Genomic DNA, 14,866 nt, shown 5'->3' on the forward strand with positions numbered 1-14,866 from the left:
GGGAGAATGATTGGTGAGCGCTCCGGGGCGCCGGGGCTCTGAGATCGACTCCAATCATCAGCTGCAGGACGTGCAAAATGCAAACCGTTCGAAAATCCAGACTGATAATGCAGTTCGCCCGTGCATTGGCAACTTCAGTGAAAATGACGGCTGTTGTGAGTGTAGCTGTCCCGCACACGATCAATGTTGCGTATGCCAGCAAATATGATCTGCCGAAACCCTATGTTTCCCGGGCTCTTAACGCGGTTTTGATACCCATCAACCACGCCTCTCGGCACCGCTACCAGATCCCGCCCAAGCTTCGCGGGGTGTATGTCTTGGCCGTTGCACCCCATGGCGTTGCCGCGCGGCAAGGCATCCGACCGGGTGACGTGCTTGCCACAGTGCGGCATCAACCGATTTCGACGCCGGTTGATGTCGACAGACTCGTTTGGGCCGCCCTTGCCGTGAGTGCCACCAGTTTCCTGTTTGGCGTGAACCGCGGGACAGAAGTCGCAGATGTCGTCGAGGTCAACACCAACATCACCGTCAACAACTTCAACACCAACATCTCGGTCGACAATATTTCGCAATGGACGAGCGTCGACAATCGAGAGGTGTGGACACAGATCGTCGATGAGTATGACGACGAGATGGAGACGGGCCTCAATGACACGAGCTATCGCGCGGACGACTCGCAGCCTGGCGACGCCAATCCGGACGCAAATGTGTCTTCTCCCGATGCTGACGACGACGATACCAGCACCGACACTGACGACAATAACCCGGCCGACAGTACCGACGACAACAGTTCCGATCAGGACGATTCGAGCGATCAGAACGACGATGAAAACTCAACAGACGGTGATGATGACAAGAACAGCACCGACACCGACGACGATAGCACGGATGACGATGCGTCGGATGACAGCACTGACAACAATGATTCCGATGATCAGGACGATTCCAGCGATCAGAATGACGATGACGACCCGTCGGCAGATGGTGATGACGAAAACAGCACCGACAGTAATGACGATGCGTCGGATGACAGTAACGACGCTGACGGATCGGACGATGACGATGCCAACTAACGGCCGACCGTGCCGGCAGTTCTAGACCGAGGACAATCGATGAAAACCGCGATGCTGACCGCTGCCATCGTTCTGGCCATGCCGGCTTTCGCATTTGCCCAGGACAAATGCTACGACGCCGCCAAGGACCAGGCCGACCCGAACGAGTGCGCCGATGCCGCGTCCAAGAAATCCGACAAGAAGCTCAACGAGCTTTACAAGCAGATCGAAACCCGGCTGAACGACGACGCGGATATCAGGACGCTTCTCGTTCAAGCACAGCGGGATTGGGTCAAATTTCGCGACGCAGAGTGCAGTTTCCAGACCGCAGGAGCGGCCGGAGAAAGCGCAATTCCAACGCTCATCGCGGAGTGCATGGACAGCCTGACGCAATCCCGTGTCAAAGATTTCGAGGGATACCTGAATTGCCAGAAAGGCGATGCGAGCTGCCCCGTTCCGGCAGCGAACACATCACATGCCGTACCTGCCGTGGCCGAGGAGAACGGCCAGACCGGCCTTGCCCAGGCTGCCGACCCGATACCCATTCCATTGCAACATGTTGTTGGGCACCTCGGAACCGGCAGTGATGAAGTCATCTACCACAAACTCGGGATCGTGATGGGCATCAATGGTGCCAAGCCTCGTCTGTTCGAATTCGACACCGGGTCGGATGAGTTCAACGCTGAGATCGATTCGAGTGTCCCTGGCGTAGAGCCGGTGCGCGGCAGCAAGCCCGAAATGTACCCCTATGGAAACGGCACCTACGGAGGTTGGGTACAACAGGCCCGGGTCGACAGCCTGTCCTATTACGATCCAGATGATCCCTCGGAGCCTGCCGTAACCATTGACGGCGGCTTTAGCGTAGGTCGGGTGGTGGATTACGTCTTCACCAAGGATTTCGGCGACTTCGAGGATGCGAATGTGACGCAAAAGCCCGTGGGCCACCATGGCGATACGCCGGTTTATGCGGATCTTGATGCGCGCAAGAGCATGAAGAATGGCGAACCCGGTAACGAGGCGCCGTTTTACGGCGTCTTTGGAGCCGGCGATTTTATCGACAAGGGGGACCAGACCGCCGCTCCTGGCAGTCAGACGCAAAGCGGCTATGTGGTCTCCGCCAATGCAAATCTTGGAAAGAGGACGACACCGGGCTGCGCTCCCTGCCTGACGCTGAATTTGTCCCCCAGTCTGAGATCCCAGTTTACGGCCCTGATACCGTGGGGCGAACTGGATTACGAATTCCTCCAGAGACGCTTCCCGCGATCAGGCGCGAATGCATCCAGTCAGTACGAAGGGTCTTACCGTTATAAAATTTCCTTTGACCATAAGGGAAAGAAGCAATCGGTTGATTTCAGTGGACCTGTTTTATTGGATACAGGAACGACAAGCTTTATTTATATTACAACAGAATCTATTTTGAATAAGCTTCAGTCGAGAGGATTTCATATTGCTGAATTTGGTGATGAGATAGTCGACTTCAAGTTTTTTGGATTCGATGATGGTATAAATAACCGTGAATATGATGATGTCAACATTCTCCGCCAAAGCGATGAGATGAAAGTCGGCGGTCTCATTCTCGGTCTGCCATTCTTCGAGTCCAATTCAATAATGAATGATCTGGAAAACAGGACGACCGCATATTCACCCTATTTTGTCAGCGGTGCTAACTTTACGACAGACGCGGCTGCCAAGGATCAAGTGCAGTTGAATCGCGCGACCAGCGATGCTGGAAGCAACGGATGGCTCGGACTGGCCGGCATCGTCTCCGGCGCCGGCGACTTCACGATCGAGAAGGATGCGGACGTGCGTATGACCGGGGCCAATACCTACACCGGCACAACCCATATCGCGGCCGATGGGTATCTTACTCTGGCCGGGCCGGGCAGCATCGAGCATTCCTCGCGCGTCATGGTCGACGGTGTGCTCAACATCGATCAGAAAGGAAACTATCTGAAGCCCTGGGGGGTGGCGCACTCCCTGAACGATACGGCCATTCGCAACCTTAGCGGTAAAGGCGAGGTCTATCTGGGTGCGGGCAGACTGATCCTGACAGAAGCCGACGGGCAATTTGATGGAACCATCGCGAACTATGATGACGCCGGCGACAGCGGCGGCCTCGTGGTCGCCGGCGGCAAGCTGACGCTGAGCGGAAAGAACAAATATTCGGGCATAACCGAAGTGGCGTCTGGGGCGGAGTTGCGCGTGACCGGATTGTTGACTGGTGACGTTTCCGTCTCGGGACTGCTTGTCGTTGACGGGGAGGTCTCCGGCAAAGTCACGGTCAAGGAGGGCGGCAGACTGACCGGCTCAGGAAAGGTCGGCACCGTCACGGTCGCCGAAGGTGGCAAAGCTGATCCAATGAAAACCAGATAATCAGGCCATGGGCACGGCCGACCGTGGCAATGACGGATAGCTGAAGAGAACATAAGGCGGGGCTGAGCAACTTAAGAGCTTGACTGCAACCGGAAAGGGAAATCGATGAAAATAGCGATACTGACTGCTGCCGCGGTTCTGGCTGCGCCGACATTCGCCCTTGCCAAGGACAAGTGCGCCGAGGCCAAGGATCAGGCCACCATGAACCAGTGCTTCGGTGCCGAGTTCCAAAAATCCGACAAGAAGCTCAATGAGCTTTACAAGCAGATCGAAGCCCGCCTGAAGGACGATGCGGATACCAAGAAGCTTCTTGTTCAGGCACAGCGGGATTGGGGCAAGTTTCGCGACGCGGAGTGCAGTTTCCAGACCGCAGGCGCGGCCGGAGGAAGCATGATGCCAATGCTCATCGCGCAGTGCAAGGACGGCCTGACACAATCCCGTGTCAAAGGTTTCGAAGGCTATCTGAAATGCCAGGAAGGTGACATGAGCTGCCCTGTTCCGGCCGCGAACTGACACATGCCACAGCTGATCGGATCACGATGAAGCCGGCGGCGAGCGTGACGTCGCCGCCAGACATGAAAGGATGCGAGGGGCATCATCATTGCGTGAGGGACTTGAGGGAGGTGGATTGTGAAACGCTATGGATCGTCGCTCGCAATGACAATTGCGGCATCTGTACTGTTGGCATGTGCCGTGCCGGCAACAGCCCAGACTGACATGAGCTTCGACGTTAACGTCACGCTTTCCAAGAAAGCAGCCGCCAAGCTCGCGGCTGACAAAGAGAGGATCGTTGTCTTCGCCTCCTATTACGGTGACCCGAAGCGGAGCGCCGAGAAGCATGCCAACGAAGTCGGCCAGATCGATCTCACGCCGCAGGACGAAGAGGTCGAGATAGCGGGCACAGCGGGCCACGCCCGCATCAGCGGCACAAAGGTCGACACGAAGCGTCTCGACTGGCTCGCGGGCCCTCCCGAGGTCAACGTCAACGTCGCGTCGGCGCGCAAGAGCAGTCCGGACAATCTGCTCAGCTGCGATTTCATCGACGGTCCACTAAGTGATGTCCAAAGGAAGCCTGTGACGCTTCATTGCGGGTTGATTGAAGAAAATGTGGACACGAAATTAAGGCCATAAGGGCTGCAAAGTCATGTCGCCTCGTTACCGGCGTCAACGCAGATCGTTGACGGCATGACCTGCTTTATTTCAGGGACGTGAAGATTTCATGCGCCCATTGTTCGCAATCTGTTTCTGCCTGACCATCATGTCCTTGTCTGCCGCCGCCTATGCCGAGCGCCGTTGTGGCTGGTACTCCAGCCCGACACCCGGCAACCTCGTCCTGACCGACAGTGACGGGGATTGGTGGATCCAGATGCAGGGACGCCCGGATCCCAAAGGCATCGACAATGTGCCGGCCTTTGACGAGCGGCAATTCGTCGAGACCAATGTGCCTGGTTCGGGCCACACGCTACGGATGTGCGTGCATGAACGTCGTAACCAACGCCAAGCAACAGAAGATCACCAGAGTGATCTCGGGCCAAGTCCTTCCGCTGCTGCGCTGTCGCAACGACAGATCGCTGCCTAACCCGGACGGATAATTGTTAGATATCTTGTGGATGCCATGGCTGACGGTAGGGCAGCCTAGAGCATTGGATCAAGAAAAAGCCCGGCAAACCGGGCTTTTTCTTGGGTCTCTGAAACCGCATCAATCGGTTCGAAGCGGGAATTTGGTGCCCAGAAGAGGACTCGAACCTCCACTCCTTGCGGAACACGGACCTGAACCGTGCGCGTCTACCAATTCCGCCATCTGGGCTGGTGCGCGCTCATTAAGCGGGCGAGGGATGAGTGTCAACGCGCTTTTTTGAAAGCCGCGTTCCTTCTCCGGCTCAATGCTCCAGCACTTCCTTCGACGCCACCGTGGAATCGGCGTTGAGCGTGTAGATGATCGGCACACCGGTGCCGAGCTCGAGCTTGACGATCTCCTCGCCCGATTTGCCGTCCAGCGCCATGATCAGCGCGCGCAGCGAATTGCCGTGCGCCGCCACCAGCACGGTGCCGCCGCGCAGCACATGCGGTTGCAGATCGTGCAGGTAATAGGGCCAGACGCGCGCGCCGGTGTCCTTCAGGCTTTCACCGCCGGGCGGCGGCACGTCATAGGAGCGGCGCCAGACATGCACCTGCTCCTCACCCCATTTCTTGCGCGCATCATCCTTGTTGAGGCCGGAGAGATCGCCATAGTCGCGCTCGTTCAGCGCCTGGTCGCGAATGGTCTCGAGCTCGCTCTGGCCAACGGCGTCGAGAATATGCTGGCAGGTCTTCTGCGCCCGGATCAGCGACGACGTGAAGGCGATGTCGAACTTCATGCCGCGCGCCCTGAGCTTGGCGCCGGCCGCCTTGGCTTCGGCATGGCCCAGTTCGGTCAGGTCGACGTCGCGCCAGCCGGTAAATAGGTTCTTCAGGTTCCATTCGCTCTGGCCGTGGCGCACGAGCACGAGAGTTCTCGACATATTTGCTCCTTCAAATCTTGTGGATCAGCCAATCTTGTGGATCAGCTTGTCAGGCCGAGCACGTCCCGCATCGAATACAGTCCCGGCTTCCTGCCGCGCGCCCACAGGGCGGCCTTGACCGCGCCACGGGCGAAGATCGCCCGGTCTTCGGCATGATGGGCGAGCGTGATGCGCTCGCCGGTACCGGCCAGCACCACACTGTGGTCGCCGACCACCGAGCCGCCGCGCAAGCTGGCGAAACCGATCGAGCCTGCCTTGCGCACGCCGATATGGCCGTCGCGCACGCGAACATCGTTGCCGGCAAGTGCTACGCCACGCCCGGCAGCGGCGGCTTCGCCGAGCAGCAGCGCCGTGCCCGATGGCGCATCGACCTTGTGCCGGTGGTGCATTTCCAGGATCTCGATGTCGAAATCGTCGGCATCGAGCGCGCGCGCCGCCTGCTCAACCAGCACCGCCAGCAGATTGACGCCGAGGCTCATATTGCCTGACTTGACGATCGTCGCGTGCCGTGCCGCCGCCGCGATCCCGGCATTGTCTTCGGCCGAGCAGCCGGTGGTGCCGATGATATGGGCGATGCGCGCCTGCGCCGCGTAGCCGGCGAATTCGACGGTCGCCGCCGGCGTAGTGAAATCGAGCACGCCGTCGGCCTTGGCGAAGGCCGGCAGCGGATCGTCGCCGATCGCCACCTCGAGCCTGCCGACGCCGGCCAGCTCGCCGGCGTCCTTGCCGATATGGGGCGAACCGGCCCGCTCGATCGCGCCGGCGACGCGGGCGCCCGGTATCGTGTGGATGGCGCGGATCAGCGCCTGGCCCATGCGGCCGGCCGCGCCCACCACCACCAGGCCCATTTCACTAACGGTCGGCGTGTCACTCATGAATGTCTCCCGGCCGCCATTTTCGCGCGACCATTTTCCGCCGCACTCTGGATTGGCTCGCCGTCATCGACAAGCCCCAGCCCCTTCCTGCCTTGCACCCGGTGGAACCGGGCATAGACGCTGTGCGGGTCAGCCATCAACGAGGCATGCGTGCCTTGTTCGACCAGCCGGCCCTGCTCCAGCACGATGATATGGTCGGCATTGACCACCGTCGACAGCCGGTGCGCGATGACAATGGTGGTGCGCCCTTCCATGACATGGGTCAGCGCTTCCTGGACGCGGGCCTCGGCCTCGTTGTCGAGCGCCGAGGTGGCTTCATCGAGCAGCAGGATCGGCGCCTGCCGAACGATAGCGCGTGCAATCGATACACGCTGGCGCTGGCCGCCCGACAGCGTCACGCCGTTCTCGCCGACCGGCGTGTCGTAGCCTTGCGGCTGCTGGCGGATGAAATCGTCGGCCGCGGCCTGTTGCGCGGCGCGTTCAATCTCGGCGTCCGTGGCGCTCAGCCTGCCGTAGCGGATGTTGTCGCGGATGGTGCCTTCGAACAGATAAGGCTGCTGTGAAACATAGGCGATCGAGCCGCGCAGCGAATGCTTGGTGACCTTTGAAATGTCCTGGCCGTCGATTTCGATGCTGCCCGACTCGACGTCGTGGAAGCGCTGCAGCAGCGCAACCAGCGTCGTCTTGCCGGCGCCCGAGGCGCCGACGATGGCGGTCACCTTGCCGGCGGCGGCGACAAAGCTCAAATCCTGCAGGACCGGCGCCTCTTCGACATAGCGGAAGGACACGTTGTTGAAGCGCACTTCGCCAGAGGTGAATTTCGCCTCGGCGGCTCCCGGCACGTCACCCTGCTGCGGCTCGAGGTCGAGAAGCTCGTAGATCATGCGCGCATTGACCAGCGACTTTTCCATGCCGACCTGCATACGCGCCAGCCGCCTAGCGGGGTCATAGGCAAGCAGCAGGGCGGTGATGAAGGCAAACACCGCGCCCGGCGGCTGGCCGCCGACGGTCGCCCGGTAGCCGGAATAGGCGATGACACCGGCGACGGCGAAGCCGGCCAGCATTTCGGAGATCGGCGTCAGCCGTTCCGAGACGCGGGCGATCTTGTTTGCCCGCTGCTCGGCGCCCGCGACGAGGCCGCCGATGCGGCGCGACAGCTCGTCTTCCAGGGTGAAGGCCTTGACGATAGCGATGCCTTGCGTCGCTTCCTGCATCGCGCCGATCAGCCGCGAGTTGATCTGCACCGATTCACGGGTGATGCGACGCACCCGGCGCATCAGATAGGTGACACTGTAGATCAAGGGCGGCCCGACCAGCAGCGACATCGCCGAGAGCATCGGGTCCTGCCAGATCATGACGCCAACCAGCGCGACAAGCGATACGGCATCGCGCGCCAGCGATGTCAGCGTCATCGACAGGAGATCGCGGATGCCGTTGACGTTCTCGTTGATCTGCGCGGCGAGCCGGCCCGAGCGGGTGTCGTTGAAGAAGCTGACGCCGAGCTTCATCAGGTGGTCGAAGATGCGGCGTTGATAGCGCGCCACCAGATTGTTGCCGATTTTGGCCAGCGTCACTGCCTGGCCGTAGCTGGCCAGCCCGCGCAGCATGAAGGCGGCCAGGATCGACACGCTGATCAGCGCGATAAGATCGCCGCGCTGTTGGTAGAAGATCTGATCGATGACATCCTTCATGATCCAGGCTGTGAAGGCGGTTGTCGCCGCGATCGTCACCAGGCAAAGCACGGCAAGAGCATAGTACCAGCGATAATCGCGGCTGTTCTCGGCGACGATGCGGCGAATCACCGCCACGATCTCGCTGGGACGGACTTTCCCTTTAGTTGGTGCTGGAAGTGTCAAGTTGGAGCGCTTTGTGGTTTCGGTCCGGCCGGGCTGCAATTCGGCAACCTCTTAACGCTCCAATGGCGGCTTGCCTATGGCCGAGGACGGCGAAACTTCGTCGCGGCGCAGCTTGTATTCTAGACCCGCCAGCGCCGCCCCGCCGTCTGCACGCCGAACACCGACGGATTTCTGGCATAGGCGGCCAGCCCTAAAAGCGCCGCCAGCGGATGGGTGATGACATAGACCGGCATGCTGCGCATCAGGGCGCTGTGCGGCGCCTTGTCCTCGAAGGCGGCGCGGAAATTGCCGATGCGCAGCGCCGGCAGGATTTTTTGCGCGATGCCGCCGGTGAGGAAAACACCGCCGCGGCTCATGAACACCAGAGCGAGGTCGCCGGCGGTGCGTCCCAGGCAGGTGACGAAGATCGACAGCGCCTCTTCGGCCACCGGATCGTTCTTTGCCAGCGCCGCGGCGGTGACCTCGGCCGGCGTGGTGAAGGGCGACGGCTTGCCGTCCGCCTTGGCTACCGCCCGGTAGGCATTGACCAGGCCGCGCCCGGACAGGATCTGTTCGCCGGAGATGCGGCCCTCGAGCTTCTCGATATGCGGAAACACTTGGAAATCGCGCGGCGAGCGCGGCCCGATATCCATATGGCCGCCCTCGCCGGGCACCGGTATCCAGTGATGCAGCGCATAGACCAGTCCGGCGACGCCGAGCCCGGTTCCCGGGCCGAGCACCACCCGCCCGGAATTCGGTTCCGGCTCGTCGCCGCCGATCTTTTCCATATGCTCTTCGCCGAGCGCGACGACAGCCAGCGCCTGTGCCTCGAAGTCGTTGAGCACCACGACGTCGCTGAGACCGAGACTGGCGAACATCTGTCTCGGCTTGACGATCCATGGGCAATTGGTAAGCGGGATCTCGTCGCTCTCGACAGGGCCTGCTACCGCCAGCACAGCTGAATTCGGCCGGACCGACGAGCGGTCGAGCACGGCCGCCTGGATCGCCTCGTCTATCGTATTGAAGTTGGCGGTCTGGACGATCGTCGGCTCGCCGGCCTCGGAATTCGCGTCGAGCACAATCGAGAAGCGCGCATTGGTGCCGCCTATGTCACCGATCAGGATCGGAAATCGCAACAGAGTGTCGTCGTCGCTTACGCCTGGCATGCTCTCGTCCGTTCCCGACGCGTATCGCCGTTCTCTCGTTGACTAGCGCATGACCGCAAAAAGGGAAATCGGTTTTCGAAGTGGAGATGCACGGATGCAGACAGCAAACACGCTGCCCGCATCAGTGCCCCGGTCGTGGCCGCGGCAGCGGAATGCCGATCTCGGGGGTCGCCACAAAGGCGTTCGCTGAGGCCGGAAGCGCTGCCGCGCCGGCTGCGACCGTCGGCGGCGGCGAAGGTTCTGCCGCGAGAGCGGGTTCTGCCGCGATCGGTACGCCGTCGCCATAGTAGGTGACTGCTTCGGCCGTGGCCGGAGCCGGCGCGTCGAGCACGAACTGGCATTGCCTGGGCAGGTTCGCCATCGTCATCACGTCGCGTGCCTTCGGCTTGTCCGGGTTCTTGTTGGGGCGCCACGGCCCCTCGGTGAACCACCAGGCCAGCGCCTGGTCGCAGCCATCGCCCGGCGCCGTCGCTTCCTGCGCCTTGCAGTCGGGTGATCCAGCCTGGCAGCCGATGCGAATGTGGAAGTGGTAGTCGTGGCCCCAGAACGGCCTGACCTTGCGCAACCAGCTGCGGTCGCCTTTGACCGTGTCGCAGAGCTTCTTCTTGATCCCTGGATTGACCAGGATGCGCTCGACTTCGGGATAGCTCGCGGCGCGCTTCAACAGCCGCGTGTGCATCGGCGTCCACAGGCCGTCCTTCACCAGATGGGTTTTTTCATCGACCATCAAGGTAGCGCTGATGTTTTCGCGCTCTTCGGCCGAGAGCTTGCGGTCGGGCATCGGCGTCAGCCAGATGTCGGCGTCGAGGCCGATCTGGTGCGAGGCATGGCCGGTCAGCATCGGCCCGCCGCGCGGCTGCGAAATGTCGCCGATCAACAGGCCCGGCCAGCCGTCGGCAGCGGCGTCGCGCGACAGTTTCTCGATCAGCGCGATCATTGCCGGATGGCCCCAGCGGCGATTGCGCGACGGTCGCATCACCTCCCAGTGCCGGCCGTCCATGGGCAGGGCGACGCCGCCGGAAAAACAGCCTTTGGAATAAAAGCCGATCGATTGCGCTGTTGCGATTGCCGGCAGCTCTTTGGCGCCAAACAGGTCTTTTGCCCGTTGCTCGGCGCTCGCCGTCTGCGCTGCAAGCGTCAGGCCGGCGACGGCCAGAGCTGCCGTCAGCAGCAGTGTTTTGCCCGGCAAGGCTCGCTTTAACGTCTTTCCCAAGCTGGACCCCTCCGCGATTTGAACCGCATCATACCACGCCCCGCGCAGCGTATCGATCATGACCGTTTCATCGGGCTGCGCGCCTCGCCGTCGCGCCAGTCGCCGCTCGCCCACATGGCATCGAGCGCCGAGCGATAGTCGGGGAAGCGAAACCCATAGCCGGCCGCCTTGATCGCCGCGTTGGCGACACGCTTGTTCTCGCCGTAGAAGGACCGCGCCATGGGCGAAAGTTGGGCGGTCTCGAACGGAATTTCGGGCGGCGGCTCGATGCCCATCAATTGGGCGGCATAGGCGACGACGTCCTGCGGCGGCGCCGGCAGGTCGTCGGTGACGTTGAAGATGCCGCCGCGATTGCCTTCGGCCAGATGCCAGAGCGCGCCGGCAATGTCGTCGCAATGGATGCGGTTGAACACCTGGCCAGGCTTGACCAACCGCCGGGCGGTGCCGTTTTCCAGATTGACCAAGGCGTTGCGGCCTGGCCCATAAATGCCGGAAAGCCGCAGGATCGCCGCCGGCCGGCCGACGTCGTGGCCCAGTTTCAGCCAATCCTGCTCGGCGGCAACCCTCATCGCTGATCGCTTCGATACTGGCCGGCATTCGGCGGCCTCGTCCACCCAATTGCCGCCATGGTCGCCATAGACGCCGACGGTGGAGAGATAGGCGATCCATTCGAGCTCCGGCATGTTGGCCGCGATCTCCTCGCGTGCCGCGCCCAGCACCGGGTCGCCGGCCTCGTCCGGCGCGACCGAGACGACGAGATGGGTTGTCTTCCCAAGCGCATCGCCGATTTCGGAGGTCAGCGTGCCATCGAAACGCAGCGGCACGATACCGGCTTGCCGCAGCGCCGCGAATTTTTCCAGCAACCGTGTTGTACCGAAGATCGCTGTGTCGGCATCCCTGTTGGCGCGGGCGAAGGCCTTGCCCGAATAACCGGCGCCGAAGATGAAAATCTGCTTTTTTGTCATGTATGCGCCTCGATCGGCTTTGGCAGGGCCAGAAGCCATTCGCCTCTCACCGCCTCGTCATCTTCTGCTTGCAAAGCGGCTGCGGCACGTTCGGCAAATTCCCGACCCGGCACCAGCCGCGACAGCGCCCATACCGCAGGTCCGCGAACCAGGGGCGAGGCGTCGTCGAGCAGCGCGCGAACGGCGCCGGCCAGCGACAAGTCCTGGGAATTGCCGGCCGCTATCAGCACGTTGCGGATAAAACGGGCGCGGCCGATACGCTTGACCGGCGAGCCCGAAAAAAGCACGCGGAAGGCAGCGTCGTCGAGGCGCAGCAGCTCGGCGATCGGCGGTTCGCGCAAGTCCGCGCGGGCGGCAAGCTTTGCCTCCGAAGCGGCTTGGGCGAACTTGTTCCACGGGCAGGCGGCCAGGCAGTCGTCGCAGCCATAGATACGATTGCCGATCTTTTCCCGGAACTCATGCGGGATCGGTCCTTTGTTCTCGATGGTGAGGTATGAAATGCAGCGCCGCGCATCGAGCCGGTAAGGCGCCGGAAAGGCATCCGTCGGGCAAACGTCGAGGCAGGCCCGGCAGGAGCCGCAATGGTCGTCCTCAGGCGCGTCCGGCACCAGTTCGGCCGTCGTGAAGATGGTGCCGAGGAACAGCCAGGAGCCATGCGTTCGGCTGACCAGGTTGGTGTGCTTGCCTTGCCAGCCGAGGCCGGCCGCCTCGGCCAGCGGCTTTTCCATCACCGGCGCGGTGTCGACAAACACTTTCACGTCCCCGCCGGCGCGTGCCACGATCTTGCCGGCGATCTCCTTCAGCCGGCCTTTCATCACGTCATGATAGTCGCGGTTCTGCGCATAGGCCGAGATCGCGCCGCGGTCGCGCTTTGCCAGGATGTCGCGTGGGTCGTGGTCGGGGCCGTAATTCATCGCCAGCACGATGATCGAGCGGACCTCTGGCCAAAGCGTCGTCGGTTTGCCTCGCCGCTCGAGCGTTTCGGCAATCCAGCCCATCGAGCCGTGAAAACCGTCGGCAACGAATTCGGCCAGCCGTTCCGGCGCCTGCGGAATCGCATCGGGCGTGGTGACGGCAACGGCGTCGAAGCCGGCGTTCCGCGCCTCGCGGTCGATCAGCGCGCGCAGCTTTGCCGTATCAGAAATCGAGGTCCGCATAATGTGACACCGGCGACAGGCCGCGCACCCGGTCGGACAGAAGCGGCCGGAACGAAGGCCGTGATTTCACCCTTGTATACCATTCGCGCGCGGCGCTGTGTTCGCGCCAGTCGATCTCGCCGAGATAATCGAGCACCGACAGTGCTGCCGCCGCCGCGAGATCGGCATAGGTGACCTTGTTGCCGGCCAGCCAGTGACGGGTGCCGGCCAGCCAGTTGGTGTATTTCATGTGCTGGCGGATATTGGCGCGGGCGGCGCGGATCGCCGCCGAATCGGGCGAGCCGCCGCCTGCCGTTTCCGGCATGACCGGCTTCAGAACGCGCTCGCGAACCAGATGCCGGGTAACCTCGCTTTCCGCCTTGTTGAGGTACCAGTCGGTCAGCCGGCGGATTTCGGCGCGCTCCATCGGATCCTCGGCGAATAGCCGCTTGTCGCGCTTGAGTACGCCGCGCGTCTCGTCGAGATATTCGGCAATGACCACTGCGCCGACGATCGGCACGTCGCCTTCGGCGAGCAGGATCGGCAGCGTGCCGGCCGGGTTCAGCGCCAGGAACTCCTTGCGCCGCGTCCACGGCTTCTCTTCGATCAGCGCCAGTTCCTCGCCATACTCGCCAAAGGCGAGGCGGACGAAGCGGCAGCTGGCGAACATCGGATGGTGGAAAAGCGTCAGCATGGTCCCGCGATAATAAAGCGCACTGGCAAATCGCCGGCTGCGCCGGTAAGTCTTGGCCGCCCGATTCAGCGGGCTGTCAGGGTGCTGCGACCTATAGGGGGAGTTCCGCGCCATGACAAGCAAGCCCTTTTCTCAAGCCCTCACTCCAACGCCGAGGTTGCCATGGAAAGCCAGACCGTCGTCGAAGCGCTGCTGCTCGGCCTGCTCGAGGGCCTGACCGAGTTTATTCCGGTGTCTTCGACCGGTCATATCCTGCTCGCCGGCCATTTCCTCGGTTTTCATTCGACCGGAAAGGCCTTCGAGATCCTGATCCAGCTCGGCGCCATATTGGCGATTCTCAGCGTCTATTTCCGCCGTCTCTGGAAGATGCTGCTCGAGCTGCCCTACGATCGGCTGACGCGGCATTTCGTCCTTGGCATTCTCATCGCATTCCTGCCGGCGGCCATTATCGGCGCACTGGCGCATGACTTCATCAAGACGGTGCTGTTCGAATCGCCGCGGCTGATCTGCATCATGCTGATCATCGGCGGTGTCATCCTGCTGCTGGTCGATCGCATGAAGCCGAAGCCGTATTACCACGATGTCGAGCGGTTTCCGACCAGGCTTTATCTGCAGATCGGGCTGTTTCAGTGCTTGTCGCTAATCCCCGGCACGTCGCGCTCGGGCTCGACCATCGTCGGCGCGCTGCTGCTCGGCGTCGACAAACGGGCGGCGGCGGAATTCTCTTTCTTCCTTGCCATCCCGACGATGGTCGGCGCCTTCGCCTTCGACCTGTTCAAGAACCGCAATGTACTGAGCAGCGCCGACCTGCCCATCATCGCCGTCGGTTTCGTCGCCGCCTTCGTCACGGCATTGATCGTCGTGCGCTTCCTGCTCGACTACGTCTCGCGCCACGGCTATGCGCTGTTCGGCTGGTGGCGGCTGGTCGTCGGCATCGTCGGGCTGGCGGGGCTGGCCATCTGGGGGTGAGCCGGCGCGGATAGCGCAATCCCAGCCGGAACTCTATTCTTGCCCGAAGCCGAGCCATACGATCTTGTCAACGTATGGTTGGCAGGG

General features: G+C 61.9%; 14 protein-coding genes, 1 tRNA gene and 1 pseudogene. 7 read left to right on the plus strand and 9 right to left on the minus strand.

Annotated features, from left to right (window positions below):
• Positions 1-77 precede the first annotated feature (77 nt).
• The 6 genes and pseudogenes from NKI29_RS28300 to NKI29_RS28325 all read left to right on the plus strand — a co-directional run bounded on the left by NKI29_RS28300 (position 78) and on the right by NKI29_RS28325 (position 5,017).
• Entirely contained in the window at positions 78-1,073 is a 996-nt protein-coding gene (locus NKI29_RS28300) for a PDZ domain-containing protein (protein WP_352797999.1), read from the plus strand.
• A gap of 39 nt (positions 1,074-1,112) precedes the next feature.
• Complete coding sequence (locus NKI29_RS28305; protein ID WP_352798002.1) at positions 1,113-3,425, plus strand: lysozyme inhibitor LprI family protein; 2,313 nt, start codon at positions 1,113-1,115, stop codon at positions 3,423-3,425.
• 105 nt (positions 3,426-3,530) lie between these two features.
• Positions 3,531-3,938: a lysozyme inhibitor LprI family protein gene (locus NKI29_RS28310; RefSeq protein WP_352570169.1), complete on the plus strand. Its 408-nt coding sequence runs from the start codon at positions 3,531-3,533 to the stop codon at positions 3,936-3,938.
• A gap of 117 nt (positions 3,939-4,055) precedes the next feature.
• Positions 4,056-4,556, plus strand: coding sequence for a hypothetical protein (locus NKI29_RS28315; RefSeq protein WP_352570171.1), 501 nt, complete (start codon positions 4,056-4,058; stop codon positions 4,554-4,556).
• Positions 4,557-4,683: 127 nt separating this feature from the next.
• Positions 4,684-4,818: pseudogene (locus NKI29_RS28320) on the plus strand (DUF4087 domain-containing protein); the annotation flags it as partial.
• Between the two features lie 85 nt (positions 4,819-4,903).
• A complete protein-coding gene (locus NKI29_RS28325) occupies positions 4,904-5,017 on the plus strand; it encodes a hypothetical protein (RefSeq protein WP_352798005.1) in 114 nt (37 codons plus the stop codon).
• 130 nt (positions 5,018-5,147) lie between these two features.
• Here the strand turns inward: NKI29_RS28325 and NKI29_RS28330 are convergent.
• The 9 genes from NKI29_RS28330 to NKI29_RS28370 all read right to left on the minus strand — a co-directional run bounded on the left by NKI29_RS28330 (position 5,148) and on the right by NKI29_RS28370 (position 13,810).
• Positions 5,148-5,232 (minus strand) — tRNA-Leu (locus NKI29_RS28330).
• A gap of 73 nt (positions 5,233-5,305) precedes the next feature.
• The gene (locus NKI29_RS28335; RefSeq protein WP_352570175.1) at positions 5,306-5,926 is read right to left on the minus strand and encodes a 2,3-bisphosphoglycerate-dependent phosphoglycerate mutase; all 621 of its coding nucleotides are present in this window, start codon (positions 5,924-5,926) and stop codon (positions 5,306-5,308) included.
• A gap of 41 nt (positions 5,927-5,967) precedes the next feature.
• The gene (dapB, locus tag NKI29_RS28340) at positions 5,968-6,801 is read right to left on the minus strand and encodes a 4-hydroxy-tetrahydrodipicolinate reductase (RefSeq protein WP_352570177.1); all 834 of its coding nucleotides are present in this window, start codon (positions 6,799-6,801) and stop codon (positions 5,968-5,970) included.
• Positions 6,798-8,657: an ABC transporter ATP-binding protein gene (locus tag NKI29_RS28345; protein ID WP_352755896.1), complete on the minus strand. Its 1,860-nt coding sequence runs from the start codon at positions 8,655-8,657 to the stop codon at positions 6,798-6,800. The genes dapB and NKI29_RS28345 overlap by 4 nt, the downstream gene beginning before the upstream one ends.
• Before the next feature lie 119 nt (positions 8,658-8,776).
• On the minus strand, positions 8,777-9,802 hold the full coding sequence (locus NKI29_RS28350; RefSeq protein WP_352570181.1) for a glucokinase: 1,026 nt from the start codon (positions 9,800-9,802) through the stop codon (positions 8,777-8,779).
• Positions 9,803-9,923: 121 nt separating this feature from the next.
• A complete protein-coding gene (mepA, locus tag NKI29_RS28355; protein WP_031212369.1) occupies positions 9,924-11,015 on the minus strand; it encodes a penicillin-insensitive murein endopeptidase in 1,092 nt (363 codons plus the stop codon).
• A gap of 56 nt (positions 11,016-11,071) precedes the next feature.
• Positions 11,072-11,980, minus strand: a complete 909-nt coding sequence (locus NKI29_RS28360) for an SDR family oxidoreductase (RefSeq protein WP_352570185.1) — start codon at positions 11,978-11,980, stop codon at positions 11,072-11,074.
• A complete protein-coding gene (gene queG / locus NKI29_RS28365; protein ID WP_023678967.1) occupies positions 11,977-13,137 on the minus strand; it encodes a tRNA epoxyqueuosine(34) reductase QueG in 1,161 nt (386 codons plus the stop codon). Before queG ends, NKI29_RS28360 begins: the two co-directional genes overlap by 4 nt.
• Entirely contained in the window at positions 13,118-13,810 is a 693-nt protein-coding gene (locus NKI29_RS28370) for a glutathione S-transferase family protein (RefSeq protein WP_023678968.1), read from the minus strand. The genes queG and NKI29_RS28370 overlap by 20 nt, the downstream gene beginning before the upstream one ends.
• 162 nt (positions 13,811-13,972) lie before the next feature.
• On the opposite strand from NKI29_RS28370, the gene NKI29_RS28375 reads away from it, so the two are divergent.
• Positions 13,973-14,779, plus strand: coding sequence for an undecaprenyl-diphosphate phosphatase (locus NKI29_RS28375; RefSeq protein ID WP_023678969.1), 807 nt, complete (start codon positions 13,973-13,975; stop codon positions 14,777-14,779).
• Positions 14,780-14,866 lie beyond the last annotated feature (87 nt).

It is taken from the genome of Mesorhizobium sp. M0678 (genome assembly GCF_040320505.1).
Classification (GTDB): domain Bacteria; phylum Pseudomonadota; class Alphaproteobacteria; order Rhizobiales; family Rhizobiaceae; genus Mesorhizobium.

What these genes read in the sequence shown, in the direction of transcription:
- dapB (WP_352570177.1), bottom strand. Translation starts at nt 6,801, where the DNA reads ATGAGTGACACGCCGACCGTTAGTGAAATGGGCCTGGTGGTGGTGGGC.
- NKI29_RS28305 (WP_352798002.1), top strand. Translation starts at nt 1,113, where the DNA reads ATGAAAACCGCGATGCTGACCGCTGCCATCGTTCTGGCCATGCCGGCT.
- queG (WP_023678967.1), bottom strand. Translation starts at nt 13,137, where the DNA reads ATGCGGACCTCGATTTCTGATACGGCAAAGCTGCGCGCGCTGATCGAC.
- NKI29_RS28370 (WP_023678968.1), bottom strand. Translation starts at nt 13,810, where the DNA reads ATGCTGACGCTTTTCCACCATCCGATGTTCGCCAGCTGCCGCTTCGTC.
- NKI29_RS28310 (WP_352570169.1), top strand. Translation starts at nt 3,531, where the DNA reads ATGAAAATAGCGATACTGACTGCTGCCGCGGTTCTGGCTGCGCCGACA.
- NKI29_RS28360 (WP_352570185.1), bottom strand. Translation starts at nt 11,980, where the DNA reads ATGACAAAAAAGCAGATTTTCATCTTCGGCGCCGGTTATTCGGGCAAG.
- NKI29_RS28325 (WP_352798005.1), top strand. Translation starts at nt 4,904, where the DNA reads ATGAACGTCGTAACCAACGCCAAGCAACAGAAGATCACCAGAGTGATC.
- NKI29_RS28335 (WP_352570175.1), bottom strand. Translation starts at nt 5,926, where the DNA reads ATGTCGAGAACTCTCGTGCTCGTGCGCCACGGCCAGAGCGAATGGAAC.
- NKI29_RS28375 (WP_023678969.1), top strand. Translation starts at nt 13,973, where the DNA reads ATGGAAAGCCAGACCGTCGTCGAAGCGCTGCTGCTCGGCCTGCTCGAG.
- NKI29_RS28350 (WP_352570181.1), bottom strand. Translation starts at nt 9,802, where the DNA reads ATGCCAGGCGTAAGCGACGACGACACTCTGTTGCGATTTCCGATCCTG.
- NKI29_RS28300 (WP_352797999.1), top strand. Translation starts at nt 78, where the DNA reads ATGCAAACCGTTCGAAAATCCAGACTGATAATGCAGTTCGCCCGTGCA.